The 24,310-nt window shown below is 59.4% G+C and carries 20 protein-coding genes; 9 read left to right on the forward strand and 11 right to left on the reverse strand.

Annotated features, from left to right (window positions below; genetic code table 11):
* Window positions 1-208 precede the first annotated feature (208 nt).
* Genes fruA through fruB form a run of 3 tightly spaced genes read right to left on the reverse strand, consistent with a single transcriptional unit; the run spans window position 209 to window position 4,025 of the window.
* On the reverse strand, window positions 209-1,933 hold the full coding sequence (gene fruA / locus GWQ31_RS16270) for a PTS fructose transporter subunit IIBC (RefSeq protein WP_099993292.1): 1,725 nt from the start codon (window positions 1,931-1,933) through the stop codon (window positions 209-211).
* A complete protein-coding gene (pfkB, locus tag GWQ31_RS16275) occupies window positions 1,930-2,925 on the reverse strand; it encodes a 1-phosphofructokinase (protein ID WP_275909815.1) in 996 nt (331 codons plus the stop codon). The genes fruA and pfkB overlap by 4 nt, the downstream gene beginning before the upstream one ends.
* Window positions 2,925-4,025 carry a fused PTS fructose transporter subunit IIA/HPr protein gene (gene fruB, locus GWQ31_RS16280; RefSeq protein WP_275909816.1) on the reverse strand — a complete coding sequence of 367 codons (1,101 nt, stop codon included), beginning with the start codon at window positions 4,023-4,025 and terminating at the stop codon, window positions 2,925-2,927. The genes pfkB and fruB overlap by 1 nt, the downstream gene beginning before the upstream one ends.
* A 307-nt stretch (window positions 4,026-4,332) precedes the next feature.
* Here fruB and cra point away from each other — a divergent pair, with 307 nt between their 5' ends.
* From cra to GWQ31_RS16300, 4 genes are all read left to right on the forward strand, one after another.
* Window positions 4,333-5,319, forward strand: a complete 987-nt coding sequence (gene cra, locus GWQ31_RS16285) for a catabolite repressor/activator (RefSeq protein WP_275909817.1) — start codon at window positions 4,333-4,335, stop codon at window positions 5,317-5,319.
* A 332-nt stretch (window positions 5,320-5,651) separates the two neighbouring features.
* Entirely contained in the window at window positions 5,652-6,845 is a 1,194-nt protein-coding gene (locus GWQ31_RS16290; RefSeq protein WP_099993298.1) for an aromatic amino acid transport family protein, read from the forward strand.
* Between the two features lie 267 nt (window positions 6,846-7,112).
* A complete protein-coding gene (locus tag GWQ31_RS16295; protein WP_275909818.1) occupies window positions 7,113-7,517 on the forward strand; it encodes an antitoxin Xre-like helix-turn-helix domain-containing protein in 405 nt (134 codons plus the stop codon).
* Window positions 7,517-8,206, forward strand: coding sequence for an RES family NAD+ phosphorylase (locus GWQ31_RS16300; RefSeq protein ID WP_275909819.1), 690 nt, complete (start codon window positions 7,517-7,519; stop codon window positions 8,204-8,206). The genes GWQ31_RS16295 and GWQ31_RS16300 overlap by 1 nt, the downstream gene beginning before the upstream one ends.
* A 112-nt stretch (window positions 8,207-8,318) precedes the next feature.
* Here the strand turns inward: GWQ31_RS16300 and GWQ31_RS16305 are convergent, their stop codons facing one another.
* Window positions 8,319-9,722 carry a DEAD/DEAH box helicase gene (locus GWQ31_RS16305; protein WP_058393941.1) on the reverse strand — a complete coding sequence of 468 codons (1,404 nt, stop codon included), beginning with the start codon at window positions 9,720-9,722 and terminating at the stop codon, window positions 8,319-8,321.
* 323 nt (window positions 9,723-10,045) lie between these two features.
* Between GWQ31_RS16305 and GWQ31_RS16310 the strand changes: the two genes are divergently transcribed.
* Window positions 10,046-10,888: a transporter substrate-binding domain-containing protein gene (locus tag GWQ31_RS16310; protein WP_275909820.1), complete on the forward strand. Its 843-nt coding sequence runs from the start codon at window positions 10,046-10,048 to the stop codon at window positions 10,886-10,888.
* Window positions 10,889-11,009: 121 nt separating this feature from the next.
* On the opposite strand, the gene aroC is transcribed toward GWQ31_RS16310, so the two are convergent.
* The gene (aroC, locus tag GWQ31_RS16315) at window positions 11,010-12,098 is read right to left on the reverse strand and encodes a chorismate synthase (protein ID WP_275909821.1); all 1,089 of its coding nucleotides are present in this window, start codon (window positions 12,096-12,098) and stop codon (window positions 11,010-11,012) included.
* A gap of 12 nt (window positions 12,099-12,110) precedes the next feature.
* On the reverse strand, window positions 12,111-13,046 hold the full coding sequence (prmB, locus tag GWQ31_RS16320) for a 50S ribosomal protein L3 N(5)-glutamine methyltransferase (protein WP_275909822.1): 936 nt from the start codon (window positions 13,044-13,046) through the stop codon (window positions 12,111-12,113).
* Between the two features lie 82 nt (window positions 13,047-13,128).
* On the opposite strand from prmB, the gene smrB reads away from it, so the two are divergent.
* Together smrB and GWQ31_RS16330 are read left to right on the forward strand one after the other, a co-directional pair.
* Entirely contained in the window at window positions 13,129-13,653 is a 525-nt protein-coding gene (smrB, locus tag GWQ31_RS16325) for an endonuclease SmrB (protein ID WP_108536440.1), read from the forward strand.
* A 153-nt stretch (window positions 13,654-13,806) separates the two neighbouring features.
* Window positions 13,807-15,105: a diguanylate cyclase gene (locus tag GWQ31_RS16330; protein ID WP_058393944.1), complete on the forward strand. Its 1,299-nt coding sequence runs from the start codon at window positions 13,807-13,809 to the stop codon at window positions 15,103-15,105.
* Between the two features lie 357 nt (window positions 15,106-15,462).
* Here the strand turns inward: GWQ31_RS16330 and GWQ31_RS16335 are convergent, their stop codons facing one another.
* Complete coding sequence (locus GWQ31_RS16335; RefSeq protein ID WP_011898674.1) at window positions 15,463-15,861, reverse strand: GFA family protein; 399 nt, start codon at window positions 15,859-15,861, stop codon at window positions 15,463-15,465.
* 254 nt (window positions 15,862-16,115) lie between these two features.
* On the opposite strand from GWQ31_RS16335, the gene GWQ31_RS16340 reads away from it, so the two are divergent.
* A complete protein-coding gene (locus GWQ31_RS16340; protein ID WP_275909823.1) occupies window positions 16,116-16,520 on the forward strand; it encodes a hypothetical protein in 405 nt (134 codons plus the stop codon).
* 143 nt (window positions 16,521-16,663) lie between these two features.
* Here the strand turns inward: GWQ31_RS16340 and GWQ31_RS16345 are convergent, their stop codons facing one another.
* Window positions 16,664-18,103, reverse strand: a complete 1,440-nt coding sequence (locus tag GWQ31_RS16345) for a chitinase (RefSeq protein WP_275909824.1) — start codon at window positions 18,101-18,103, stop codon at window positions 16,664-16,666.
* Window positions 18,104-18,439: 336 nt separating this feature from the next.
* On the reverse strand, window positions 18,440-19,669 hold the full coding sequence (locus GWQ31_RS16350; protein ID WP_275909825.1) for a methyltransferase: 1,230 nt from the start codon (window positions 19,667-19,669) through the stop codon (window positions 18,440-18,442).
* Window positions 19,670-19,923: 254 nt separating this feature from the next.
* Between GWQ31_RS16350 and GWQ31_RS16355 the strand changes: the two genes are divergently transcribed.
* Window positions 19,924-20,502: an alkylphosphonate utilization protein gene (locus GWQ31_RS16355; RefSeq protein ID WP_017412092.1), complete on the forward strand. Its 579-nt coding sequence runs from the start codon at window positions 19,924-19,926 to the stop codon at window positions 20,500-20,502.
* 185 nt (window positions 20,503-20,687) lie between these two features.
* Here GWQ31_RS16355 and fadJ read toward each other — a convergent pair whose 3' ends face one another.
* Window positions 20,688-22,838, reverse strand: a complete 2,151-nt coding sequence (fadJ, locus tag GWQ31_RS16360) for a fatty acid oxidation complex subunit alpha FadJ (RefSeq protein ID WP_275909826.1) — start codon at window positions 22,836-22,838, stop codon at window positions 20,688-20,690.
* Complete coding sequence (gene fadI / locus GWQ31_RS16365; protein WP_275909827.1) at window positions 22,838-24,148, reverse strand: acetyl-CoA C-acyltransferase FadI; 1,311 nt, start codon at window positions 24,146-24,148, stop codon at window positions 22,838-22,840. Before fadI ends, fadJ begins: the two co-directional genes overlap by 1 nt.
* Window positions 24,149-24,310: the final 162 nt, after the last annotated feature.

A 24,310-nucleotide genomic window follows, 5' to 3' on the forward strand; every position in this document is an offset into this window, starting at 1 on the left:
CAAAGACGGTTAATCGGGCATTTTTATGGTTGTTCACTGGGGCACCTCGGATGATTGGTTTGGTTGGCGCCTCCAGTTTTCCGGGAATGCCCCGAGTGAACAACCTACAGAGAGATCACAGCTAGCCCTCTTCTTCCGCTTGTTTACCCCCATCAGAAACAGACAAGGCGACCCGCAGGTCGCCTTGTCATTTACACCCTTGACGTTGTCAGGTCGTCGCCAGTTTGGCCTGCTCTTCGCCGCGCTTGAGCATAGCGTAGCCAACCCCTGTCACCAGGGAACCGGCGGCGATTGCCAGTATGTACATGAACACATGACTGATGGCGTTCGGAATGAAGAGCACGAACAGACCACCGTGAGGCGCAACCAGCTCGCAACCGAACAGCATGGAGAGTGCGCCAGTCAGAGCGCCACCCGCCATGCAGGCCGGGATGACGCGCATCGGATCCTTGGCGGCAAACGGAATGGCCCCCTCGGAGATGAAGCACAGACCCAGTACGAAGGAGGCCTTGCCTGCTTCCTGCTCCGTCTTGATGAACTTGGCGCGCGCCAAGAAGGTGGCGATCCCCATCCCCAGTGCCGGTACCATACCGGCGGCCATCACGGCAGCCATGGGGGCATAGGTTTTGGAGGCGAGCAAGCCGACACCGAAGGCGTAGGCCGCCTTGTTGACCGGACCACCCATGTCGAAGCACATCATGGCACCTATGATGACACCCAGCAGCACGGCGTTGGCAGAGCCCATGTTGTTGAGGAACTCTGTCATGGCACTCATGATGCCCGCAACCGGACCACCCACCACGTAGATCATCACCAGACCGGTAAACAGGCTGGCAAACAGCGGGATGATGAGGATGGGTTTGAGCGCTTCCAGGGTCACCGGCAGGCGCACCTTGTCACTCAGGTACTTGGCACTGTAACCGGCCAGGAAACCGGCGACGATACCGCCGAGGAAACCGGCGCCCAGGGAGCTTGCCAGCATACCGCCAATCATGCCTGGCGCCAGACCCGGACGATCGGCGATGGAGTAGGCAATGTAACCGGCCAGCACAGGGATCATCAGGGCGAAGGCTGAGGCACCACCAATCGTCATCAAGGCGGCGGCAAGGCTGCCTTCCACCTTGAACGCTTCGATACCAAAGATGAAGGAGATGGCAATGATGAGACCACCGGCCACCACCATGGGCAACATGAAGGAGACACCGGTCAGCAGGTGCTTGTAGGGGCCCGCCTTCTCCTCCTTCTTGGGCTGACTGGCGCCGCTGTGGCGATAGACCTTGGCTTCCAGCCAAGCCTTGTCGAGCTCGGCGCGGGTCTTCTTCAGCGCAGCACCGGTACTGGTGCGATACACCTGCTTGCCATCAAAGCGGGTCATGTCCACTTCGATGTCGGTGGCGAGGAACACCAGATCGGCGGCGGCGATTTCATCCGCGGTCAGGGCATTCTGGGCACCGACCGAGCCTTGAGTCTCGACGCGGATCTGGTAACCCAGCTGCTTGGCCATGGTCTCGAGCGCTTCTGCCGACATGAAGGTGTGGGCCACCCCGGTCGGACAGGCGGTGACTGCGACTATGCGTTTGGCCGAGGCCGGCTGGGCGGCGGCAACCGGTGCAGCCTGATGATGATAGACACTGGCACCACTGGCGGCAGTGTCAAGCACGGCAGCCGGATCCTGCAAGGCGAGATCCATGCTCCCCTGATAGAGACGCTTGCCGTCGTAGGCGGCGAGATCCACGGGGGCACTTGCCACCACCAGGATCAGATCAGCGGCGGCTATCTGCTCTTTTGAGGGGATCTGGCGCGGTTGTACGCTGGAGCCAACATCGAGTGTGAGCTCCCAACCCGCCAGTTTGGCCTGTTGTTCTATCCGTTTAGCAACGAGAAAGCTGGTGGCAATGCCCGCCGGGCAAGCCGTGACCAAGATTGCTTTCATTGGGCATCTCCTGAGTTTTCCATTGAAGGGGAATGGGTATTGAGTTGAGCGGGGGCAAGGTCATCCAGACGTTGCACACGCACCTGCTCGAGTAAAGGTGTCAACACGTTCATATCGTTAAAACCGACTGCCACCTGACTGACGGCCAGCGCCGAAACGGCGGTGGCCAGACGCAAGGTCTGCTCCGGCGCCCAGCCGAGGCTGAGGCCGTGGGCCAGCCCCGCCACCAGGGAGTCACCAGCACCGACGGTACTGACGACCTGCATACGGGGTGGTATGGCCTGCCAGGTGGCATCCGGACCAAACCAGACGAGGCCATCGGCACCGTTGGAGATGACCACATGGGGGATCCCCTGAGCCTGCAATTCACGGGCACACTCGGCCTGCTCGCTCAGGGTCTTGATGGGACGACCGGCCCACTGGCTGAGCTCTTCCAGATTGGGCTTGATCAGGGTCGGTGCAGCCTTGATGCCCTCTTTCAGAGCCACGCCGCTGCAATCGAAGATCACCTGCTTGCCTTTGGCCTTGAGCAAGGTAATGAGGCGGGCGCAATAATCAGGCGCCACCCCTTTGGGCAGACTGCCCGCCAGCACAAACCAGTCTGCCTGTGGCGCCAACTCGTCAATCGCGGCCTCCAGGGCCTTCACTTCACGCTCGTCAATGATGAGCCCCGGCAAGTTGAGATCGGTGACCCTGCCAGATTGCTCGGAGATCTTGACGTTGATGCGGGTGTTGCCCGCCACGCGCACGAAGTGATCATCCAGGGCTCGCTCGGCAAACAGCGAGACGAAGCTCTGCTGATTGTCAGCGCCGAGCCAGCCGGTCAGCCCGACGTCACGGCCCAGATCTTTCAAGACCATGGCAACGTTGATCCCCTTGCCTGCGGCGCGCAAATTGGCTTCGCTTACCAGGTTCACCTCACCAAGTGCCATGGCGCCAAGGCGGGTGGTGAGATCCAGCGCCGGGTTGAGGGTGATGGTGACGATATCCATCAGTGCGCCCCCTCACCCAGGCCTGCGGCGATGGCGGCGCCAATGCCCTTGAGGGCCGCTTCGGCATCCGCCCCTTCTGCGCGAAATGCCAGGCGATGACCGCACTTGACCCCAAGGCCGATCACCTTCATCAGGCTCTTGGCGGAGACGGCTTCACCGCTGCCATCGAGGTTGGCAACGCGAATGTCGGATTCGAACTCCTTGGCCACCTTGACCAGCATGGCGCCCGGACGGGCGTGCAAGCCATGGGGGTTGATGATGGTGAAGGTATCAGACAGGCCGCTCGCCGGCCCTGCTTGCAACATGGCAAGACCCTCGGCGCCAGCCAGGGTGGCAAGTTGGCCTGCGGCGGCCAGCTTGGCCAGATTGTCCAGCTGTGGCAGATGGCTCGCATCGCTGGCGCACAGCAGCAGCAAGGCGCTGACCGGCAGTTCACCCGCGGTGAGTGCGCTACTCGGGGTTGCCAACACCCAGCCGGTCTGGGTCGCTTGCGTACGGGCCAGCCAGACTCCCTCCCCCAGATAGGCAGGGTCACTTGCCAACAGTGAAGTGACCATGGCGGCCTCCCCCCAACCGGCGGATTTGGCGCGAGCGGCAGCCCCCAGCAGCAGTTGGTCACGGTCGTCTGCGGGGAAGTCGGCCAGGGTCAGGAACTGCACTTCTTTCGCCGCGCTGGCCCCGGTCAGAATAGCGATGATGGTGTCGGCATCGGTGGCATTTTTCAGCGCAACTGCCGCCTGCTCGTCACCCAGCACATGGGTAAGCTGGCGCAAAATGCCCAGATGCTCGTCGGATTTGGCGGCGATGCCGATGGCCACATAGGCGATCTGCCCCTCGTCCCATTCGATTCCCTTGGGGAACTGGGCCACCATGACACCCGTGCTCTTGACCAGATGGCGGGTATCCGTGGTGCCGTGGGGAATGGCGATGCCGCTGCCAAGGTAGGTGGCGTGCTGGGCTTCCCGCGCCAGCATGCCGTCCACATAACCTGCTTCCACCAGACCGGCCTCGGTCAGTTTGCTTGCCAGCAGAGCGATGGCATCCGCCTTGGTCGCCACCGACTGCCCCAGCAAAATCTGCTGCTGTGCCAACTTCAACATAGATATTCTCCATCAGGTTCCGGGCTGGCCGTGCGGCTCACCGGATCAATACAATTGAAAATTCGGGTAATTTGCCTGCTGACAATAGACCGGATTGCATCCCGCCGGAGCGATATCGCATTTTTATACCCGGACATCGATTGCCTGCTGACAAGCTGAATCGTTTCACTTACACTCAGACTGAATCGTTTCAGCCAATTGATCAAGTACCCGCAAAGAGTGCTTTTCAATGATATGATCCCGCGCACACTTTTCGGTGCCCTCACCTGGCAGTGACCGTGGGCCTTGCAACTCAAACAGAGCCGATATGATGAAACTGGATGAAATCGCCGCCCTCGCCGGTGTCTCGCGCACCACGGCCAGCTATGTGATCAATGGCAAGGCCGATCAATACCGCATCAGTCAGGCAACCCGTGACAAAGTGATGGCGGTGGTGACCGCCCACAACTACCAACCTGACAGCCGCGCCGCCTCCCTGCGCGGCGGCCAGACCAAGACCCTCGGCTTTATCCTGCCCGACCTCGAGAACGCCAGTTATGCCAAGCTCGCCAAGCGCCTCGAACAGGGGGCCCGAGCCCAGGGTTATCAGCTGCTGATCGTCTGCTCGGAAGATGAACCCGCCACCGAGAAAGAACTGGCCGAGATGCTGGCCAGTCGCCATGTGGATGCCCTGCTGGTGGCCAGTTGCCTGCCGCCGGACGACCCCTTCTATCCACGCCAGCAGGCGCGCGGTATCCATGTGCTGGCCATCGACCGGGCCATGGCCGCCGACAAGTTCGTGACCGTCGCCAGTGAAAACCAGAAGGCGAGCTTTGATCTCACCGCCTCCCTGCTCACCCCGGCGCTCAAGCACATTGCCTTGATCACCGCGCTGCCAGCACTCACGATCAGTCAGGAACGAAAAGCGGGCTTCGAGCAGGCTGTCGCCAGCCACACCACGGCCCGTCACCTGTGCGAAGGAGCACATTTCTCCCGCGTCGAGGGCTATCGCCTGATCAAGGAACTTCACCAGCAACTCGGCCATCTGCCCGAAGCGCTGGTTGCCACCTCCTACATATTGATGGAGGGGGTACTGGATTATTTGCTGGAACAAGAGACCGACATGAGCCAGCTCACCATGGCCACCTTCGGCGACGATCGCCTGCTCGATTTCCTCCCTTTTGGCATCAACTCCCTGCCCCAGCAACACGATGCACTGGCCAGCCAGGCGCTGGAGCTCGCCCTCAAGGCCATCAATGGCGAGTACCAATGCGGGCTGCACTACGTAAGCCGGACCCTCAAGCGTCGTCGCTAAGCAGCCCCCTCACTCGCTGGCGGCGACCGCCATCTTCGCCAGCGCGTTTTTCCTCCATTGGCTTGCCAGCCCTTTTCACTCCCCAGCACATAGTTCTGTCATCTTTTATTTCCACCTATTGCGCCCTTCCAGTACAAAATCCGACTTTACAGGCTTGTTTCCACTATTTTGATCCGTTAACTTGGCAACCAACTTTTACAACCAACGGGTTTTTCGTAACGATGCGTCCACTCCGATATTGCTAGCCTCCGGTTTCAACCCCGGAGGCGTCTTGATGACACCGCCACTTTCACTCTTTTTGAACACGCAGTTTCTCGATCCGGATGGACACAATGAACACCAAAACCCTGGGTTGTACCCTGTTGATTGCCGGCACCACCATAGGCGCCGGCATGCTGGCCCTGCCGCTGGCCTCCTCATCTCTGGGCGGCCCTGCCACTTTGCTGCTGATGATAGGGCTCTGGGCCCTGATGGCCTTCACCGCCATGTTGCAGGTGGAAGCCAGCCTCAACACCGGCAAGTGGTACCTGCACCAGCTGGCGGATCACCTGCTCGGCCCCTGGGGCAAGGGCATCGCCTCTTTTTGTATCCTGATGCTGTTTTACTCCCTGGCCTCCGCCTACATCAGTGGCGGCAGCAGCCTGCTGGCCCAGGCGCTGGCCGATGCGGGCATGACCATTAGCCAGGAGCAGGCTGCCTGGGCCTTTACCTTGCTGTTCGGTGGCATGGTCTGCGTCGGTACCCGCTCGGTGGATTACCTCAATCGACTGATGTTCGCCGTCAAACTGGTGATCATGGTGGCGGTACTGGGGCTGCTGCTGCCCCGCGCAGAAGGGCAGCACCTGCTCTCCCTGCCGCTCGGCCAGGGGTTGCTGCTGGCAGGCTTGCCGGTCATCTTCACCTCGTTCGGCTTTCACGGCTCCATCCCGAGCGTCATGCTCTATCTGGGGGATTGCCCCAAGCAGCTGCGCCGGGTCTTTGTGTGGGGCTCCGCCCTGCCGCTCATCCTCTATGTGCTGTGGCAAGTGGCCATTTTGGGGCTGCTCGGTCAGCAGACCCTGATCCAGAGCGGCGGGGCGCTGGATAGCCTCCTGGCCAGCGTCGGCAATCTGGTGAGCTGGCCTGCGTTTAATCAGGCGATGCACCTGTTTGCCGATCTGGCGTTGGCGACCTCTTTCCTCGGCGTGACCCTTGGGCTGTTTGATTTCATGGCCAAAGTGACTCGTCGCAAGGACAACTGGCAGGGCCGCAGCCAGACCGGGCTTATCACCTTCGTGCCGCCCCTGTTGTTTGCCCTCTACTTCCCGCAAGGCTTCATCATGGCACTGGGCTACGCCGCCATTGCACTGGCGATCCTCGCGGTACTGCTGCCGGTCACCCTGGTGTGGCAGAGCCGCAAGCAGGCAGAGGCGCACCACTACCGCGCCCCGGGTGGCGTACTGGCCCTGGGCCTTGCCGGTGCCATGGGGGTGCTGATCGTCGGCGTACAGGTGAGTGTCAGCCTGGGATTACTGCCAGCGCTGTAACCCTCGCCCCATGATGGATAACGAAAGCCCTGCCAACCCAGTTGGCGGGGCTTTTTGCCAGCAGGAGTACAGTAAAACCCAATGATGACTCCTTATCCTGGTCGGTATCACTTAGCCCCGTCATACCGCTCTCTTCAGCACACACATCGATGTACATATTCATCACTAGTCACGCAAATATGTACATATACGTACAAATCTTCTACACTGAGTGCAGATAAACCCTTCACGCCCTCTTGTGCGGCGTGAACAATACAAGGAGGAGATATGGCCGCAACAGCACAAAAAGCAATGAAAGAAGGCGCCATAGACCCCAGCAAGGCACTGCCAGTGGTATTCCGCATCCTGGACAAGTGGCAGTGCAACACAGATGAACAACTGACACTGCTCGGCATTTCATCTCGTTCAACATTGAACAAATACAAGGAGTCAAACGGCGGGATCCGCCTCAGCGTGGATATGCAGGAGCGAATGAGCTACCTCCTCAACATCCACAAGAGCCTGAGGGTACTGTTCAGCGCCGATGACAGCATCTATGGCTGGGTACGCAAGTCCAACAGCCACCCCTTCTTTGCCGGTCGCAGCGCGATGGAAATCATGAAGGGTGGCCGGGTGGCCGATCTCTATGAAGTGGCGACCCGATTGCACGCCTGGCGCGGGGGTATGGCCTGATGCAGGAGCCGCCACTGATCCCATTCAAGGGAGAGCGGGCCTACCGGATCATTCCGAGCCGCTACCCCACTATCTGTGTCTATGAAGATGTGGCCAATGCGGACGAACTGGAGGCGGTATGGGCCATGGAGGCACTGACCAACGACAGGTTGCGGGAGGAGGCGGGAGACTTGTCTCGCGTCCCCAGGGCCGATTGGCTGGTGGGCTTGCACGGGGGCAGCTATGTGATGGCCGCCTTTACCCATGTCAATCCGGAAGGGGCCCGTTTTACCACGGGCGATTTCGGTGGCTATTACTGTGCACCTATACTCGATACCGCCGTCAAGGAGACTGTCTACCATCAGGAGCGGATCTTCGGCTACACCGGAGAACCGGCCCAGAAAGTGCAGATGCGGGTGCTCTGTGCCGAGTTCAGTGCCAACCTGGTCGATATCACAGGGGACGCATTTCTCTCCACCCCTCTCTATCACGCCACCAGCTATAGCCAGTCTCAAGTCTTTGCCCTGGAGCAGAAAACCCGGGGGGTGGATGGCATCCACTACCGCTCGGTGCGTCACAGCGGCCACAATTGCCATGTACTCTACCGCCCCTGTCTCATTACCCGGATCCATCAGGCCCAGCATCTGGAGTACCACTGGAATGGCAGTGCCATCGCCAATGTGCTGGAGATCAAACTTTATGGGGAGTGATATCGAGACGAAACGCGGCAATAAACTGCCCGCCAGAAATGACAAAAGCCCTGCCGGATTGGCAGGGCTTTTTACATCAACCGATGCAGCGTGAGGGTGTCCCCTCACCTGCTTACTGGTTGTGGGTAGCGCGACGGGGGCGACGAGCCTGGGCCGGTTTGCCAGCAGCATCAACCGGACGCTGCGCACCTTGCGGTTTGGGCTTGCCACTGTTGCCGGTGCGAGCACCGCCAGCGTTGCCACCATTGGCAGAGCGACCGGCGCCCTGACGCTGGCCTTGACCTTGCGGACGCGGCGCTGCACGGCGCGGCTCGCTCGGGTCACGAGGCTCTTTGCGCAGGGGAGCGCCGATACCACGGGCAATGTTATCCAGGGTTTCGCGGGAGGCTTCAAAACCGGCCACCTGCTCGCACGGGATGTTCTGCTTGGTCAGACGCTCGATCGCCTTGATAAGCTTGCCTTCATCGGCAGCAACCAGGGAGATGGCATGACCGGCAGCACCGGCACGACCGGTACGGCCGATACGGTGAACGTAGTCTTCCGCCACGTTGGGCAGCTCGAAGTTGACCACTTGCGGCAACTTGTCAATGTCCAGACCGCGGGCAGCGATGTCGGTCGCCACCAGCACCTTGACGTTGCCATCCTTGAAACCGGCCAGGGCACGAGTACGGGCCCCCTGGCTCTTGTTGCCGTGGATGGCGGCGGCGCTGACGCCGTTCTTGTCGAGGGTCTCGGCAACACGGTTGGCCATGTGCTTGGTACGGGTGAAGACCAGTACCTGCTGCCAGTCATTGCTGGTGACCAGATGGCTCAGCAGACCTATCTTGTTGGCCTTGTCACACGGGTGCACCAGCTGCTCGATACGCTCGGCCGTGCTGTTGCGCGGCGCTACTTCGATCACGGCCGGATTGTTGAGCAGGCCGGTGGCCAACTCGCGGATCTCTTCGGCGAAGGTCGCGGAGAAGAGCAGGTTCTGACGCTGCTTGGGCATCAGGGCCAAGATCTTGCGGATGTCGCGGATGAAGCCCATGTCGAGCATGCGATCCGCTTCATCCAGCACCAGTATTTCGACTTCGTCGAACTTGACGGCATTCTGGTTGTAGAGGTCCATCAGGCGGCCCGGGCAGGCCACCAGCACGTCCAGACCACGGCGAGTCGCCATCATCTGCGGATTGATGCTGACGCCGCCAAATACCACATGGCTGCGCATCGGCAAATGTTTGCCGTAATTGCGCACGCTCTCGCCCACCTGGGCAGCCAGCTCACGGGTCGGGGTCAGTACCAGAGCGCGAATACGGTTCGGAGAAACCTTGCGCTTGCTCTCCATCAGACGCTGCAGCATCGGCAGGGTAAAGCCTGCGGTCTTGCCAGTCCCTGTTTGGGCCGCCGCCATCAGGTCGCGGCCAGCCAGAACGGCGGGGATCGCTTGCAGCTGAATGGGAGACGGGGTGTCGTAGCCTTGCTCGGCAACGGCACGCAACAAGGGTTCGGCCAGACCGAGGGAAGAAAAACTCATAATTACCTGCTAGGGATAGTGGCGCCGGGGATTTGTGGTGGGGCTCCTCTGCTGAGCCGATGCCATCTCACAAGAACTGGGCCTATTGAGAAAACAACGATTTCCCCGGGGAGCAGAGCAAAGGGGAAAGAATAGAGGCGCAGTCTAACGGAGTTGCTGTGGATAAACGAGAAAAATGTGATATTCATCCCAGCACAAACCCAAAAAGTGGGTCAGCGTCCTATTCAGCCCGCACACCTCAGAACTCATTCGAATCAAGCTATGCTGGATGCCAGATAAGATGCGACCATCATCTCAGTCCCGGAACAAGGAGGTTCAGGCTCATGGCAGTTCATATCACACGCATCCACAGGGCATGGCGACCCGTTGCCCTGCTGATCATAGCGCTGGGGGCAAGTCTGCCCCTTGGCGCCAAGCCCCCTTTGACGGTCGCCTGGAATCATTGGCCCCCTTTTAGTTACATCAATCCACAAGGCACTCTGGATGGGCTGGACGTCACCCTGACCAGCCAGATCCTCAGTCAAGCGGGGCTGGAGACGCGTTTTCGCAATCTGCCCTGGGCCCGCGCCCTGCATCTCATCGAGCTGCAACAGCTGGACTTGGCCATGGGAGCGCTCGATACGCCGGAGCGACGCCAGTTCGCGCGCTTCTCTGTCCCCTACCGGCGCAGCACCTTCGTGCTCTTGAGCAACAACCCCATACCGGGCCATGCCAATCCCTGGCAGCGTATCCAGAGCCTCCCCGACTTGTGCCAGCAGACAGCACTACGTCTGGGCAAGCTGCGCGGCACCCGCCCCACCCAGCAGATGGAGGACTGCCCTGCCCTCAAGAGCGCCACCGAATACAATGCCGACGACAGGTTGATCGATCTGTTGCTGGCCCGCCGTCTGGACGGGGTCATCATGGAGTGGCAATACGCACGCTATCGCCTGACACAGCTGGGGGCCGAGAAGGTGATCAGCTGTCAGTTGTTGCTGCACCACCAGCCAGTCAGCCTGATGTTTGCCAAAGAGGCGGTAAGCGAGGCCGAGATAGCTCGAGTCAATGAGGCCATCGCCACCCTGCCCCCGCCAAACATTCGCTTTGCCCCGCCTCCCTGTCGCTTTGGCAATCCAGAGGGCGAAGCAATCCCTCGGCCAGCATCTGCACAACCCCAGCCAGGCTGACAGTCGCTAAGCATTACACACAAACCCATAAAGAAGGCGACCCTGAGGTCGCCTTCTTGCTCTGTTCTTGACAGTGCATCTTGATCGTACACCCGGATCAGCCGGGCATTCGAAAAACCGATCAGCGCAGCTGCGGCGTCTGGGTCAGCACACCCTGATTCTGGGCACGATGGCGCAGCAGGTGATCCATCAACACCAGCGCCAGCATGGCTTCGGCGATGGGCACGGCGCGAATGCCGACACAGGGATCGTGGCGCCCCTTGGTGATCATCTCGATAGCCTCGCCCTCGGTATTGATGGTCTTGCCCGGCACGGTAATGCTGGAGGTAGGCTTTAAGCCTAAGCTCACCACTATGTCCTGACCCGACGAGATACCACCCAGAATGCCACCCGCATGGTTGCTGGCAAAGCCGGCCGGGGTCATCTCGTCGCGATGTTCGGAGCCTTTTTGCTCCACCACCGCAAAGCCATCGCCTATCTCCACCCCTTTCACCGCATTGATGCCCATCATGGCGTGGGCGATGTCGGCGTCAAGGCGATCGAAGACAGGCTCGCCGAGGCCCACAGGCACCTTGGTCGCGATGACCTGGACCTTGGCACCGACACTGTTGCCCTCTTTTTTCAGATCGCGCATGTACTGATCGAGCGCCTCCAGCTTGCCCGCATCGGGGAAGAAGAAAGGGTTCTGCTCAATTTGCGCCGCGTCAAAGCCTTCCGCCTTGATGGGGCCGAGCTGGGAGAGAAAGCCGGTGATCTCGATGCCATGCATCTGCTTGAGGTACTTCTTGGCAATGGCACCCGCCGCCACCCGCATGGCAGTTTCACGGGCGGAGGAGCGACCGCCCCCCCGATAATCTCGCTGACCATATTTCTGGTGATAGGTGTAATCCGCATGGCCCGGACGAAATACGTCCTTAATGTCGGAATAATCCTTGGAGCGCTGATCGGTATTCTCGATAAGCAGCCCGATGGAGGTGCCCGTGGTCTTTCCCTCGAACACACCGGAGAGGATCTTCACCTCATCCGGCTCGCGCCGCGGCGTGGTGTAGCGGGAAGTACCCGGCTTGCGCCGATCCAGGTCTATCTGCAGATCCGCTTCGCTTATCTCGAGTCCGGGCGGGCAACCATCGACCACGGCGCCCAGCGCCAGGCCATGGCTCTCGCCAAAGGTGGTGACCCGAAAGAGTTGGCCAAAACTGTTCCCTGCCATGAGTGCTCCTGCTTAGCTTTTGTAAATCGCGAAATGATCCTGGTACTGCTCCAGCTCGGACTTGGTCATCACGAACACGCCGTGACCGCCGTTCTCGAACTCGACCCAGGTAAAGGGCACTTCCGGGAACTGGGCTTCCAGGTGGATCATGCTGTTGCCCACTTCGACCACCAGCACGCCATCATCCTTGAGGAAGTCGGCGGCATTGGCCAGCAGACGCTTGGTGAGCTTGAGTCCGTCGGAACCGGAAGCCAGCGCCAGTTCCGGCTCGTGACGAAACTCCTGTGGCAAGTCCGACATGTCTTCGGAGTCCACATAGGGCGGGTTGGAGACAATGAGATCGTATTTGTCACCCACCGGCAGATCACGCATCAGATCGGAGCGGATCGGGATAACCTGCTGCTCCAGACCGTGATCGGTGATGTTGCGCTCGGCCACGTTCAGTGCATCGACGCTGATGTCGATGGCGTCCACTTCCGCATCCGGGAATTCGTGAGCCATGATGATGGCGATGCAACCTGAACCGGTACAGAGATCCATGATCCGGGTCGGTTCATGCTTGAGGAAGGGGGCGAAGCGGTTGGCCACCATCTCGGCAATCGGCGAACGGGGAATGAGTACCCGCTCATCCACGTAGAACTCCCAACCGGCATACCAGGCCTTGTTGGTCAGGTAGGCGGCCGGCACGCGTTCTTGCACGCGGCGAATGATGAGTTCGGCGATGCGATGGCGCTCGCTGGTGGTCAGACGAGAGTGGCGCATGCCCGGATCCACGTCAGGCGGCAGATGTAGCGCGGGCAGTACCAGCTGCACGGCCTCATCCCAGGCGTTGTCGGTACCATGTCCGTAGAAGATCCCGGCGTCGTTGAAACGACTCATGGCCCAGCGCAACATGTCCTGGATGGTGTGCATCTCGGCAACCACCTCATCGATAAATATCTTGTCCAAATCCACCTCCAAGTCGAGTAATATCCGGCCCGAGCACCCACTGTATAGCGGGCAAGACGCATACCTGACAAATGAGCCTCTGATGAAAAAAACGCCCTCACCGACGATCGAGGAAAGCCTGCTGTTTCGCGATGCTGTCAAAGGTACCCGGAAAATTAAGCAAGATACCATAAGGGCCGACCTGCGCCCGGTCAAGCAGAAACGCGAACTGCGGGAAAGCCGCGAAAAGCTTGGGGTTGGCCACTTTTTCAGCGACGAGTACCAGCCCCATCTCGATGAGGATGGCCCGACCCGTTACGTGCGTGACGATGTGTCAAAATTCGAGCTGAAAAAGCTCAAACGCGGCATCTATCCGCCGGAGATTTATCTGGATCTGCACGGCATGAACCAGCAGCAGGCAAAACAGGAGCTGGCCGCCCTGCTCACCCTCTGCCAGAAAGAGAACATCCATGTCGCCTCCGTGATGCACGGCATCGGCAAACACATCCTCAAGCAGCGGATCCCGAGCTGGCTGGCCCAGCACCCCAATGTGCGCGCCTTCCATCAAGCCCCCCGTGAATGGGGCGGCGACAGCGCCATCCTGGTGCTGCTGGACATAGAGGAATAGCGCTCGCTTCTCGACGAGCTGCCGTTGCCGTCTTGGTGACGTCAGCAAGGCATCAGGCCTCCACCTTCACATCAAAGCTCCATATGCCTCCCGCAACGAGTAAATCGGCAGCACTATACTGAATATCAATGTGTTATTCGCCATGGAGGTTGCATGTTTACAAAGGGTTCTCATGCCGAGATCAAATCATCTCTCGATGCCATCGGTGCGGCGGTGGCGGTGTTTTCCCTGGATGCGGATGATCGCTTCATCCTGGTCTCGGCCAACGATACCTTTGCCCAGGCATTCGAGCTGGATGTGCCGGGCACCATAGGCAAACGACTCAATGAGATGTTTCCCCGCTACATCACCGGCAGCATAGAGCAGCCGATGCATGACTGTGTCAGCCAGCAAACCGGGCTGGAGAGCGAGCTTCCCATCGATACTCTGTCGCGTACCAGCTGGTGGCGTTTCATCCTCTCCCCCATCATCATTCCCGAACAGTCCCGGATCACCCGCATCATTGTCACCGCCATCGACATCACGGCCAAAAAGCAGCTGGAAGATGCACTCAAAATGAGTCGAAAGCGTTTCGAAGCTGTGGTGAATTCGGCCTATGACGGCATCATCAGCGTCAGCAGCGAATCCCGTATCGAGCTCATCAATACCGCTGCCTGCGAGATGTTCGGGGTCGATGAGAGCTATGTGGGCAAACGGCTGGAAACCCTTTTGCCACTGCGCTTTCGCTCCAACCACGAGAGCTATTTCAGAGCCTTCAGCAACTCCCCCATCAACTCGCGCCCCATGCACGCCCGTGCCTCCGTCATGGGTTTGCGCCGCGATGGCAGTGAATTTCCGCTGGAAGTGACCATCGCCAAGATCAATCTGGGCCAAACCACGGAGATGACCGCCATACTGCGGGACATTTCGGAGCGGGCCCGTCTGGTGGAAGAGCTGAAAGTGGCGGCCACCACGGATCCCCTGACCGGGATCGCCAACCGGCGCCGCTTCGACGAGCTGGTCAAGCAGGAAGTGCAGCGCTGCCAGCGTTTCGGCCATACCATGAGTCTGCTGCTGCTCGACATCGATCACTTCAAGCAAGTCAACGACACACACGGCCATCAGCAAGGGGATCAGGCGATCCTCAGTCTGGTGAGGCGTATTGCCAAGCAACTGCGGGAGGTGGACATACTGGGCCGCTGGGGCGGCGAGGAGTTCATCATCTTGCTGCCGGAAACCTCGCTGGATCTGGCTTGGGCCAGTGCAGAGCGGATCCGGCTAGCCATAGCGTCAGAGAGCCACCCATTGGGCGCCGACATCGAGATCCCGCTTACCGTCAGTATCGGCATCAGCGCCAGTCAAGGCCCACAAGATAACGTCGACAACATGGTGCGCCGGGCCGATACAGCGCTCTATCTGGCCAAAAAACAGGGGCGAAACTGCTGCATCAAAGAGGCAACTGAGCAGCCGTAAGCCGGAATGTGACCACACCAAGACTCTCCGCGTCAGACCTGAATGATGCTAAATTCAGGTCTGACGCAGCAGCACAGCAAAACGGACCTTGTCCCGCCCACCACTGGAGAGGATCTGCCAACCTGCACCTGCCAGCACCTCACACGCTTTTTGCAACAAGGGTTGATGCGCAGCTCTTGGCAGATGAAACCGTGAATCCCAATACACACCATCGAAGGGCCCTACGAGTTAAGCATCTTCAATGCCTGCCTCGATCCAGACCTGCTCAGGGAAGTCCTGCCGAGCCTGCACCAATGAGGTGGCTGAGTGATCCGCACCCGGCACGTCATAACACATGAGCTGATCAAGAAGGCGACATCATGGCTTGGGCGCAAACTGCTCGAACACCTGCTGGCCGGTCAGGGTGGGCGTCTCGTTCTTCAACTCGTAAAAGTCAGGCTTCTCATCGATGAAGATCTGGCTCGTTAGCTGGAACCTTTCCATCTGGAAAAGACCGGCTGGCACTATGTACTCATCCGTCGGCAGCAGATGATAGAAGAGGTGAGTGCCGCAGGTGGGGCAAAATCCGCGCTCCGCCCACTCCGATGATCGATAGGCGACAGGGGCGATCCCGGTGAAGCGCACGTCCGCACCGCAATGCACCGCAAACAGCGGCCCACCCGACCAGCGCCGGCAGGTGGTGCAGTGGCAGAGATTGACCTCCTGGTGATCTCCGGTCGACACAACGATGCCACCGCACAAACAATGTCCTTGCATAACGCCTCCCTAACAAGACGGATCCAAGCCGTTCTTCGGCCAGATTTCGCATCAGATGAGTACCATTCCTGTCGCACCCTCGCCATTAACTGCCTCACAAAACACCAATGAAACATGGTTATACCAACGACCTCGGCGACATGATAATAAATAGCGTATTGCCATCTGCCATCTGCCATCTGCCATCTGCCATCATGGCCATAAACAGGTCACAGATACCGCACGACAAATATCCAAGCGACAGGGGATCACTATTGAAAAAGTTTGAGTCAGCGGCCTTGCTTCTGGTGGGTGTCGTGATAGGTGCAGGCATAGTGTGGCGATATGATCATATGTCAAATCCAATACGGGATACCTTGCCAATCAGCCTTGCGCAGGTGTTTCGACACGCCAATACAGACATCATGGTTGAGCGTTTTTCTTGTGAGGGAGATACGGCAGCCAATGTTGGCGCAGTGATTGCGTCTATCTATGAACGTAATGCGCTGAATCGCCTAAATCAAACCAGTTACCTTTGCTCAGGTAATGAGTGCATGTTATCCGTCAGCAATTGCAAGCCGTGGCAGTCATCTAAATGCAGTTCCAGAATATTGAAGTTCGGGCTGCTTAGCCAAGAAGAGATTGATGCATCTTCGTTTACTTGCATCGATGTACCTTAGCCGCAGGTGTATATAAAAACCGCCAATCCATTAAATGGGTTGATACTAAAAACCACAATAGAAGGGAGGCAAGATGCCTCCCTTCTCATTATTTCGTCACATGCAAGACTGATGACGTCAGTACAGTGAAAAATACACGTATCTCACTTGGCCGGCACCAGCGCCCAAGGATCGCCCTTGCCGGGTTCATTACCCTGAGTCCACCATTTGGCCTGATAAACAGCCCCCTTATGACTGACCTTGGCCCCCGCCGTATAAACCTTGGCAGCATGCCCGTCAACGGGCGGATCAACCGGATCGACCGGTGCGGGATCGAGCTTGGCGACAATGCGCACTTTCGGCCAGTTGGCATGGGAGCCGTAAAAGTTGGTCACACACTTTTCGTAGTCTCCCGGCACCAGGGCAGAATAGGCGGTCTGAAAACCCACCAGCTCACATTCGAAGGAGTAACCGCCGGGTCTGTCCGGGTAGTACTTCCAGTTGCCATCCCAGTTGGTATAAAGCACATCGGTGGCACCGTTCAGATTCAGGCTGCCGTAGGGGGTCTGCTGCCAGCAGGTGTTCTTCTCGTCGGCCTTGACGGGGATCTGGTAATGCTCGGCCAACCCCTCCCAATAACGGATCCGGTTGACCGGTTGGCCCTTGTCCTTGTTCTGTTCACCACACTCTATGCCACCGTTGATGACGTTGATGGTGGTGCCAAAGCCGTAGCCGATGCCGGCTGCTATCTCGCGCTGGGAGGGCACCCAGGTGCGGTCAATCACATGCAGCATGGCGGGTTTGGGTGCCTGGGGGGTGAGGAAGAACCAGATGGCGGACGCCAGGTTCAACCAGGAGTCGGCCACCAGCCCCGGGTTGTTGAGCAGCACAGAGGCATCGCCGTCAAACATCGCCTCGGAGAAGGCACCGTAGTTAAAGTGATAAGAGAGCTGCTTTGCGCCGCGACCGAAATAACCCTGCCCTGTGCTGCAAGGCCACTTCTTGTTCTGCCAGTCATTTTGCCCACACCCAGTGGTGTAACCCGCCTGCCCCTCTGACCAGCCCATTTCACGCACATGCACCAGTGCCTGTTGCCACTCCTCCAGCGCCAGCGGATTATCAGAGATATTGTCTTTGCTGATATGACCACCCGTCTCCTGGGAAAAATGGGCAAAGGCGGTCACTATGGATTTTTTGCAGATGGCATCCGAATCCCGACCATCGGTATATTCACCACAAAAAGCCGGGAATTTGCCTATGGCCCGCAAGAATCGTTCATAGGTATATTCCGGCGCTGCCATCTGGGTTAAATATTCCCAGTCAGACTCCGTGAACACCCGCTCCACCCGCTTGACGTTATCCGGATTGCTGGCGGCTCTTGGCATGATGGCATCGACAATATTATTTGGCCGAGTTGCCAATGCTTTTGACCAGACGCCATACATGGGATTGGCAGTTTTGCTTTTTTCAACGACGGCCAATTCTGGCGCAGCAATCACATATCCACCGGCATTTTGTGGATCGGGCTGAATATTCATGGCGGCATAACTTGGCAATGCACAGGCAGCAGCAACTAACCAGGCAGAGTGCTTGGGTTTGAACATGGGGTACAGTCCTTGTCTCGGAAAAGTTCATCCCGAGAATAGGCCTTTTTATAACTAAATTCTCATCAAAAATTAAGAAATAAAACGATTCTGTGAGCCATTTCACTTAGTGGCAGTGGGCCATGAAAAGTATATAAAAAGAGAGACTGAATGTCGGCCTGACACGTGGGCATACCACTGGTATGTCGAAACAGGATAGAGAAAGACAGGAGCAGCATGATAATCGCCCTGCCTCAGCCTCTTATCCTGGCCATTGGTCATGACAATGACTTGTCTGATGATCCCCGGATTGCCCCGCTGGCAGCAGCGGTAATCCGGGGCAGACCACTCACAGGTTCATGCGAGCGAGGATCGCACGGCACGGATCAAAACATTGCGCGGCGTCATGGGTTTGGCACAAAACTCGCCCACTTCCACCCGGTAGCCCTGCTCTTGCAGGAAGAGCGCCCGATCGAGCACTAACCAGATCTCGAGCGGACGACGAAACAGATGGCGCACCAGCTCCATGCGGGCGACATCACCATAACGCGCCTCCCCCATGGCCAGAAATGCGGCAAGATCCATCCCCGCAGGCAGGGCTATCCCCTTGCGCTCGGCCGCCCATTCACAAAACGCCTCGAAGCTGCCGGTGAGCAGGCTTTTTTGCATATTGGGCACCGGCAGGTATTCGTTCACCCCGCGCACCTGACGCTGCAGGCAGTCAAAGCCGAGCCGCCACACCACCTCCAGCTCGCGCAGGCGGGAGATGCGCGCGCCGGCCGTGACTGTTTCCTGCAGCGGCAGCCGCAGATCCGCCTTGGCAAGCGCAAGCGCGCTGGCCTTGGCAGCAGCAGACAAGGGGCGATAGTGGGTGCCGCGGATCAAGTGATAGCAACAAGGGGAGATGGTCACCCCCTGGGCACCACGTTCTGCCACCAGCGTCAACAAATGGGTGTGCAGCTCGCCACAGGCGTGCAGCGCCATGGCGTGGTGATCCGTGACGAGCAACTGGCCGGCATCGGCCGCAAAGGCATCCGCCTGCACGAAATGCATGCGAGCTCCGTCGCGGGACGCCAGTCGACGGCCCTCTTCACAAAGCGGGCCTTGCAGCTCCAGGCTCAGGATCTCTGCCCGGCGATGCAGGGAGACCAGCCGCCCCAGATGGCCCTTGCCTGCGCACCACTCCAGATAGGGGCCTTGATGGGGTGGCAGGCAGCCAGTAAAGGCTTCTATCTGCGCCTGCTTGCGCCCCGGCATGTGCAGCGCCATCTCCTTGGCGCACTGGATGGGCTCCGGGGTAAATAGCGCAAGTTCACTCAAGGCGTGTAGCGTCTCCCCCGCCGGGATCCAGGGGGCGAGCAGGTCGCACAGGGCCCCCATGTCACCATCGAGCCGATTGATCTGCTCGAGGGGCATGGCGTTGAGCTGTGCGGCCAGCGCGGGAGCCTCGTCGGCAAAAGCCAGGTTCAGGTGATGATAGGGTTGGTATTGCCACCAGCGCCGAGTCTCGGTCAGCAATCTATCCAGTTGTTGAAAACGTTGAGCCAGCACGCTTGCCCCTGCCTTGCAGTCAAAAAAGAGGCTCATTTTAGCGATCCCTTCCCAAAAAGCACTCGCCAATGCGGATCGGCCGCCATGAGACCGGGCTTGGGCCTGACCGGCGGTCATTAACCCAGGCCTTGCCCCGGCAGGCGACTATAAGCACAGGCGTCAACCAGGCAAACAACCCGGAGCCTGGGCGTTGGCCTGACAAAGAGAGGGGTTTTATGCTATATTCCGCCCCCTCTTTACCCTGGTTCGCTCAAGGCGGGCCATTTTACCAACATGAATGGAACCAAAACATGACCATCAATGCCATCCTGCAAGCGCGCGCAGGCGCCAAGTGTGAACTGTGCGGCGCCGAACAGGCACTGACTGCCTTCGCTGTGCCCCACTCACCGGCCAGCGATGATGATCACAGCCTTGCCCTGTGTGACACCTGCCGTGGCCAGCTGGAACAGCCGGACACCACAGTGGTCAATCACTGGCGTTGCCTGGGCGACAGCATGTGGAGCCAGGTTCCTGCCGTGCAGGTCATGGCGTGGCGTCAGCTGAAAGCCCTGTCCGGCCAGGGCGAAGTGTGGGCTCAGGACATGCTGGACATGATGTACATGGAAGACGAGACCAAGGCCTGGGCCGAAGCTGGCCAGGCTGGCGACGATGACGACAGCGTACCGACCCTGGATTCCAACGGCGCCGTGCTGGTCGAAGGGGACTCTGTTACCTTGATCAAGGATCTGGACGTCAAGGGCGGCGGCTTCACCGCCAAGCGCGGCACCCTGGTCAAGGGCATCCGCCTGACCAACAACCCGCTGCACATCGAAGGCAAGGTCAACGGCGTACAGATAGTGCTGGTCGCCGCCTACCTGAAAAAGGCCTGACTCCTCGGCTTGAGGATCTAGCCGATCGCAGTCACATCCCGTGCAAGCCACCCTAGCGGGATAGCAATACAAAAAGACCCCCCTCATGCCATTGAGGGGGGTCTTTTGTTATCCGAGGCAACAGGCCACCACTTTCATCCTGCTCGGGCCATTAGGCAGAGCATGATTCAGGTTTCCGACAAGTGTTACCCGTAGAAACGCTGCTGCTCCGCAGCCATTGCCTTGAGGCGATCGCATGGGGCAAATCGGTCGCCATAGCGTTTCTGGTAGTGCTCGAGACGCTCCACCAGATGGTCGATGCCGAGGGTGTCCATGTAACGGAACGGGCCACCGAGGAAGGGCGGGAAGCCGATGCCGAAGATGGCACCAATGTCGCCATCTCGCGCCGAGGCTACCACACCGCTGTCCAGCGCCATGGCTGCTTCATTGAGCATCATCAGCACGCAGCGCTCGGCAATTTCCATCCTGGATTGCTTGGGCGCAGGCTTGACCCCGAGCACGGCGTAAACGCTCTCATCGACCTTTTTCTTGCCCTCTTTGCCGGTAAGCCGATTGCGTGGTGCAGCCTTGCCATAGAGGTAGAAACCCTTGCCGTTCTTGCGCCCTTTGCGATCGTCTTGCAGCAGCTTGTCGAACGCCTTGGGTGCCTGGAACTGCTCGCCACCCAGCTCTTTCTCGAGGATGGGGGAGATCTTGGCCCCCACATCGATCCCCACCTCATCGAGCAGGGTAATGGGGCCGACCGGGAAACCGAAGTCCAGCAGGGCACTGTCCAGTACCTCCACCGGCTCCCCTTCCAGCACAAGGCGGGCCGCCTCGTTCATGTAGGGCGCCAGGATGCGGTTGACGTAGAAACCGGCCTCGTCTTTCACCACTATCGGGGTCTTGCCCTGGGCACGGGCAAACGCCAGCGTGGTGGCCACCGTCTCGGCGCTGGTGCCGGCGTGGGGAATGATCTCGGCCAGCGGCATTTTGTCCACCGGACTGAAATAGTGCAGCCCCACGATCCGCTCCGGGTGCGCCGCTTCTGCCGCTATCTGATGGATGGGCAGGGAGGAGGTGTTGGAGGCAAACACAGTGTGTTCACCGCATTCGCGCTCCACCTCTTTCACCATCTGGTGTTTGAGGGCGAGATCTTCAAACACCGCCTCCACCACCATGTCTACCCGATGGAACCCGGAGTAATCCAGGGTGCCGGAGAGCAGGCTCATCTGTTTTTCCAGCTCGCTGCGCAGAATGTGACGACGCTTGAGCTTCTTGGCCAGAATGTCGTAGCTGTAACGCATGGCATTGCCAATACCGGCGCTCGCCACATCCTTGATCCGCACTGGCACCCCCGCCTTGGTGGCGGTGACGAAGGCGATACCGCCCCCCATCAGGCCCCCGCCCAGCACGGCGGCATGGGTGACCTTGCGTGGCTCGGCACCCTGATAGGTGACCTCTTTCTTCATCTCGGTAGTGGCAAAGAAGAGGGAGCGCAGGGCGGCGGATTCCGCCGTCATCACCAGCTCGCCAAAGTGGCGGGATTCAGCGGCCAGACCGGCCTGCATCCCCTCTTCCACACCGATGCGCACCACCTCCAGGATCCGCTCCGGCGCCGGATAGTTGCCGCGGGTTTTGCTCATGACGCCTTTGCGTGCCTGATCGAACAGCACCTTGCGACCCAGCGCATTGGTCTCCAGCACCTTGCCTTGCAGATCCCGTTTCAACTGATGGCGGGGTTTGCCCTGCTTGGCCAACTTGATGGCAGCATCCAGCAGGATAGAAGGCGGCACCACATCATCCACCAGCCCCAACTTCTTGGCCTGTTTGGCCCGCACCTGCTTGCCGGTCAGCATCAGATCCAGAGCCTTGGCCACGCCGATGAGGCGCGGCAAACGCTGGGTTCCGCCAGAGCCCGGCAGCAGGCCGAGCTGTACTTCCGGCAATCCCAGCACGGTTTTGCCGTGGTCGGTCACCACACGGCCATGGCAGGCCAGTGCCAGCTCCAGCCCGCCACCGAGGCAGGGACCGTGAATGGCGGCGATCACCGGAATGGCCAGCGACTCGATCTCGGCGAAGATGATCTGCCCTTCGCGAGAGAGGGTCTGGGCATCTTCGGCACTGGTACAGGCCGCCAGCATGCTGATGTCGGCACCGGCGATGAAGGAGTCCTTCTTGCCGGAGACCACCACCAGCCCGATCAGCTCGCTGTTATTCTTCACCTCGGCCAGCACGGCACGGATCTCGTCCACGAAGGCGGCCTTCAGGGTATTCATGCTCTCGCCCGGTACGTCCATGGTGAGGATACCGATGCCATCCTGACGTACCGTCAGGGAAAAAGTCTTCGCACTCATCATTCCACCTCCAACACCATGGCCACACCGAGCCCGCCCGCCGCACAGGCGGTATTGAGCCCCAATCCCCCACCCCGACGACGCAACTCATGAAGCGTCTGGGTGATCATGCGCGCACCGGTCGCGGCAAAAGGGTGACCATAGGCCAGGGAGCCACCGAGGACGTTGAACTTGTCCATGTCCACTTCACCGATGGCTTGACTGCGCCCCAACTTGTCACGGGCAAACTCGGCGCTCGCAAACATCTTGAGGTTGGCCAGGGTCTGGGCGGCAAAGGCTTCGTGCATGTCGATCAGGGTCAGATCCGCGAGTGTGATGCCAGCGCGCTCCAGCGCCAGCGGCGTCGCATAGGAGGGGCCCATCAGCATGTCTTGCCATACGTCGATGGCGGAAAACGCGAAGCTGCGAATATAGCCGAGTGGTTCCAGCCCCAGCTCTTTTGCTCGCCCTTCCCGCATCAACAGCACGGCGGCGGCACCGTCGGTCAGCGGGGTGGCGTTGGCCGCAGTGACTGTGCCATGCACCCGGTCAAACACGGGTTTGAGCTTGGCGTAGCTCGCCAAATCAGAGCTCTCGCGGATGTTGTTGTCCCGCTCCAGCGGCGACTTGTAGGGGGGCACGTGGGCGGTGAACACCTCGCCGCTCAGCTTGCCATCGGCCCATGCTTGCGCCGCCAGGGTGTGGGAGCGATGGGCCAGCGCATCTTGCGCCTCGCGGCTGATCTGGTGGCTCTTGGCCATCTGCTCGGCGGTCTGTCCCATGGAGAGGCCGGTGGAGTATTCAGCCACGGCAGGGGGAACCGGCATCAGGTCCTTGAGTCGCAGTGCACGCAGAATATTGAAGCGCTGCTGCAGATTGCGCGCCTTGTTGAGATCCACCAGGGCGCGGGCCAGCTTCTTGCTGACCCCGATGGGCAACACGGAAGAGGAGTCGGCACCACCGGCAATGGCGATGTCGACCGTGCCGGCCATGATGGATTCAGTGACGTTGGCCACCGCCTGGAAACTGGTGGCGCAGGCACGGGACACGCTATAGGCATCCGTGGTGACGCTCATGCCGGTACCGAGCACGATTTCGCGGGCTATGTTGGGCGCTTCCGGCATCTGCACCACCTGGCCGAACACCAGCTGGTCGATAAGCTTGGGATCGAGGCTGGTACGGGCGAGCAGTTCACTCACCACCAGCTTGCCAAGATCCACCGCAGGCACGCTGTGAAAGGCGGTGGCCTGTTTGGCAAAAGGGGTACGCAGACCCGCCACGACGGCAATCCGTTCGCCCTGGCGAGTCGTCAGTTTCAATGGCTGTTTCATCCTGGCTCCTTGGGTTAAAAGGCAGAGGTCTGACCTCATTGGGCCACATCTTAACAATCCACTCACAAATTTCATACGGCTGATTGAAACTAAATTGCCGTCATCTTGGCCCCCTCCCTCGCCCTCTTGGAACAACTGGAGTATAAAAAGAACAACGTCCAT

This window comes from Aeromonas sp. 2MA4 (assembly GCF_029237305.1).
Classification (GTDB): domain Bacteria; phylum Pseudomonadota; class Gammaproteobacteria; order Enterobacterales; family Aeromonadaceae; genus Aeromonas; species Aeromonas salmonicida.

What these genes read in the sequence shown, in the direction of transcription:
- GWQ31_RS16310 (WP_275909820.1), top strand. Translation starts at nt 10,046, where the DNA reads ATGGCAGTTCATATCACACGCATCCACAGGGCATGGCGACCCGTTGCC.
- fadJ (WP_275909826.1), bottom strand. Translation starts at nt 22,838, where the DNA reads ATGAGTGCGAAGACTTTTTCCCTGACGGTACGTCAGGATGGCATCGGT.
- GWQ31_RS16345 (WP_275909824.1), bottom strand. Translation starts at nt 18,103, where the DNA reads ATGTTCAAACCCAAGCACTCTGCCTGGTTAGTTGCTGCTGCCTGTGCA.
- GWQ31_RS16290 (WP_099993298.1), top strand. Translation starts at nt 5,652, where the DNA reads ATGAACACCAAAACCCTGGGTTGTACCCTGTTGATTGCCGGCACCACC.
- GWQ31_RS16305 (WP_058393941.1), bottom strand. Translation starts at nt 9,722, where the DNA reads ATGAGTTTTTCTTCCCTCGGTCTGGCCGAACCCTTGTTGCGTGCCGTT.
- smrB (WP_108536440.1), top strand. Translation starts at nt 13,129, where the DNA reads ATGAAAAAAACGCCCTCACCGACGATCGAGGAAAGCCTGCTGTTTCGC.
- GWQ31_RS16350 (WP_275909825.1), bottom strand. Translation starts at nt 19,669, where the DNA reads ATGAGCCTCTTTTTTGACTGCAAGGCAGGGGCAAGCGTGCTGGCTCAA.
- GWQ31_RS16355 (WP_017412092.1), top strand. Translation starts at nt 19,924, where the DNA reads ATGACCATCAATGCCATCCTGCAAGCGCGCGCAGGCGCCAAGTGTGAA.
- GWQ31_RS16330 (WP_058393944.1), top strand. Translation starts at nt 13,807, where the DNA reads ATGTTTACAAAGGGTTCTCATGCCGAGATCAAATCATCTCTCGATGCC.
- GWQ31_RS16295 (WP_275909818.1), top strand. Translation starts at nt 7,113, where the DNA reads ATGGCCGCAACAGCACAAAAAGCAATGAAAGAAGGCGCCATAGACCCC.
- GWQ31_RS16335 (WP_011898674.1), bottom strand. Translation starts at nt 15,861, where the DNA reads ATGCAAGGACATTGTTTGTGCGGTGGCATCGTTGTGTCGACCGGAGAT.
- fruB (WP_275909816.1), bottom strand. Translation starts at nt 4,025, where the DNA reads ATGTTGAAGTTGGCACAGCAGCAGATTTTGCTGGGGCAGTCGGTGGCG.
- fruA (WP_099993292.1), bottom strand. Translation starts at nt 1,933, where the DNA reads ATGAAAGCAATCTTGGTCACGGCTTGCCCGGCGGGCATTGCCACCAGC.
- cra (WP_275909817.1), top strand. Translation starts at nt 4,333, where the DNA reads ATGATGAAACTGGATGAAATCGCCGCCCTCGCCGGTGTCTCGCGCACC.
- fadI (WP_275909827.1), bottom strand. Translation starts at nt 24,148, where the DNA reads ATGAAACAGCCATTGAAACTGACGACTCGCCAGGGCGAACGGATTGCC.
- GWQ31_RS16300 (WP_275909819.1), top strand. Translation starts at nt 7,517, where the DNA reads ATGCAGGAGCCGCCACTGATCCCATTCAAGGGAGAGCGGGCCTACCGG.
- pfkB (WP_275909815.1), bottom strand. Translation starts at nt 2,925, where the DNA reads ATGGATATCGTCACCATCACCCTCAACCCGGCGCTGGATCTCACCACC.
- aroC (WP_275909821.1), bottom strand. Translation starts at nt 12,098, where the DNA reads ATGGCAGGGAACAGTTTTGGCCAACTCTTTCGGGTCACCACCTTTGGC.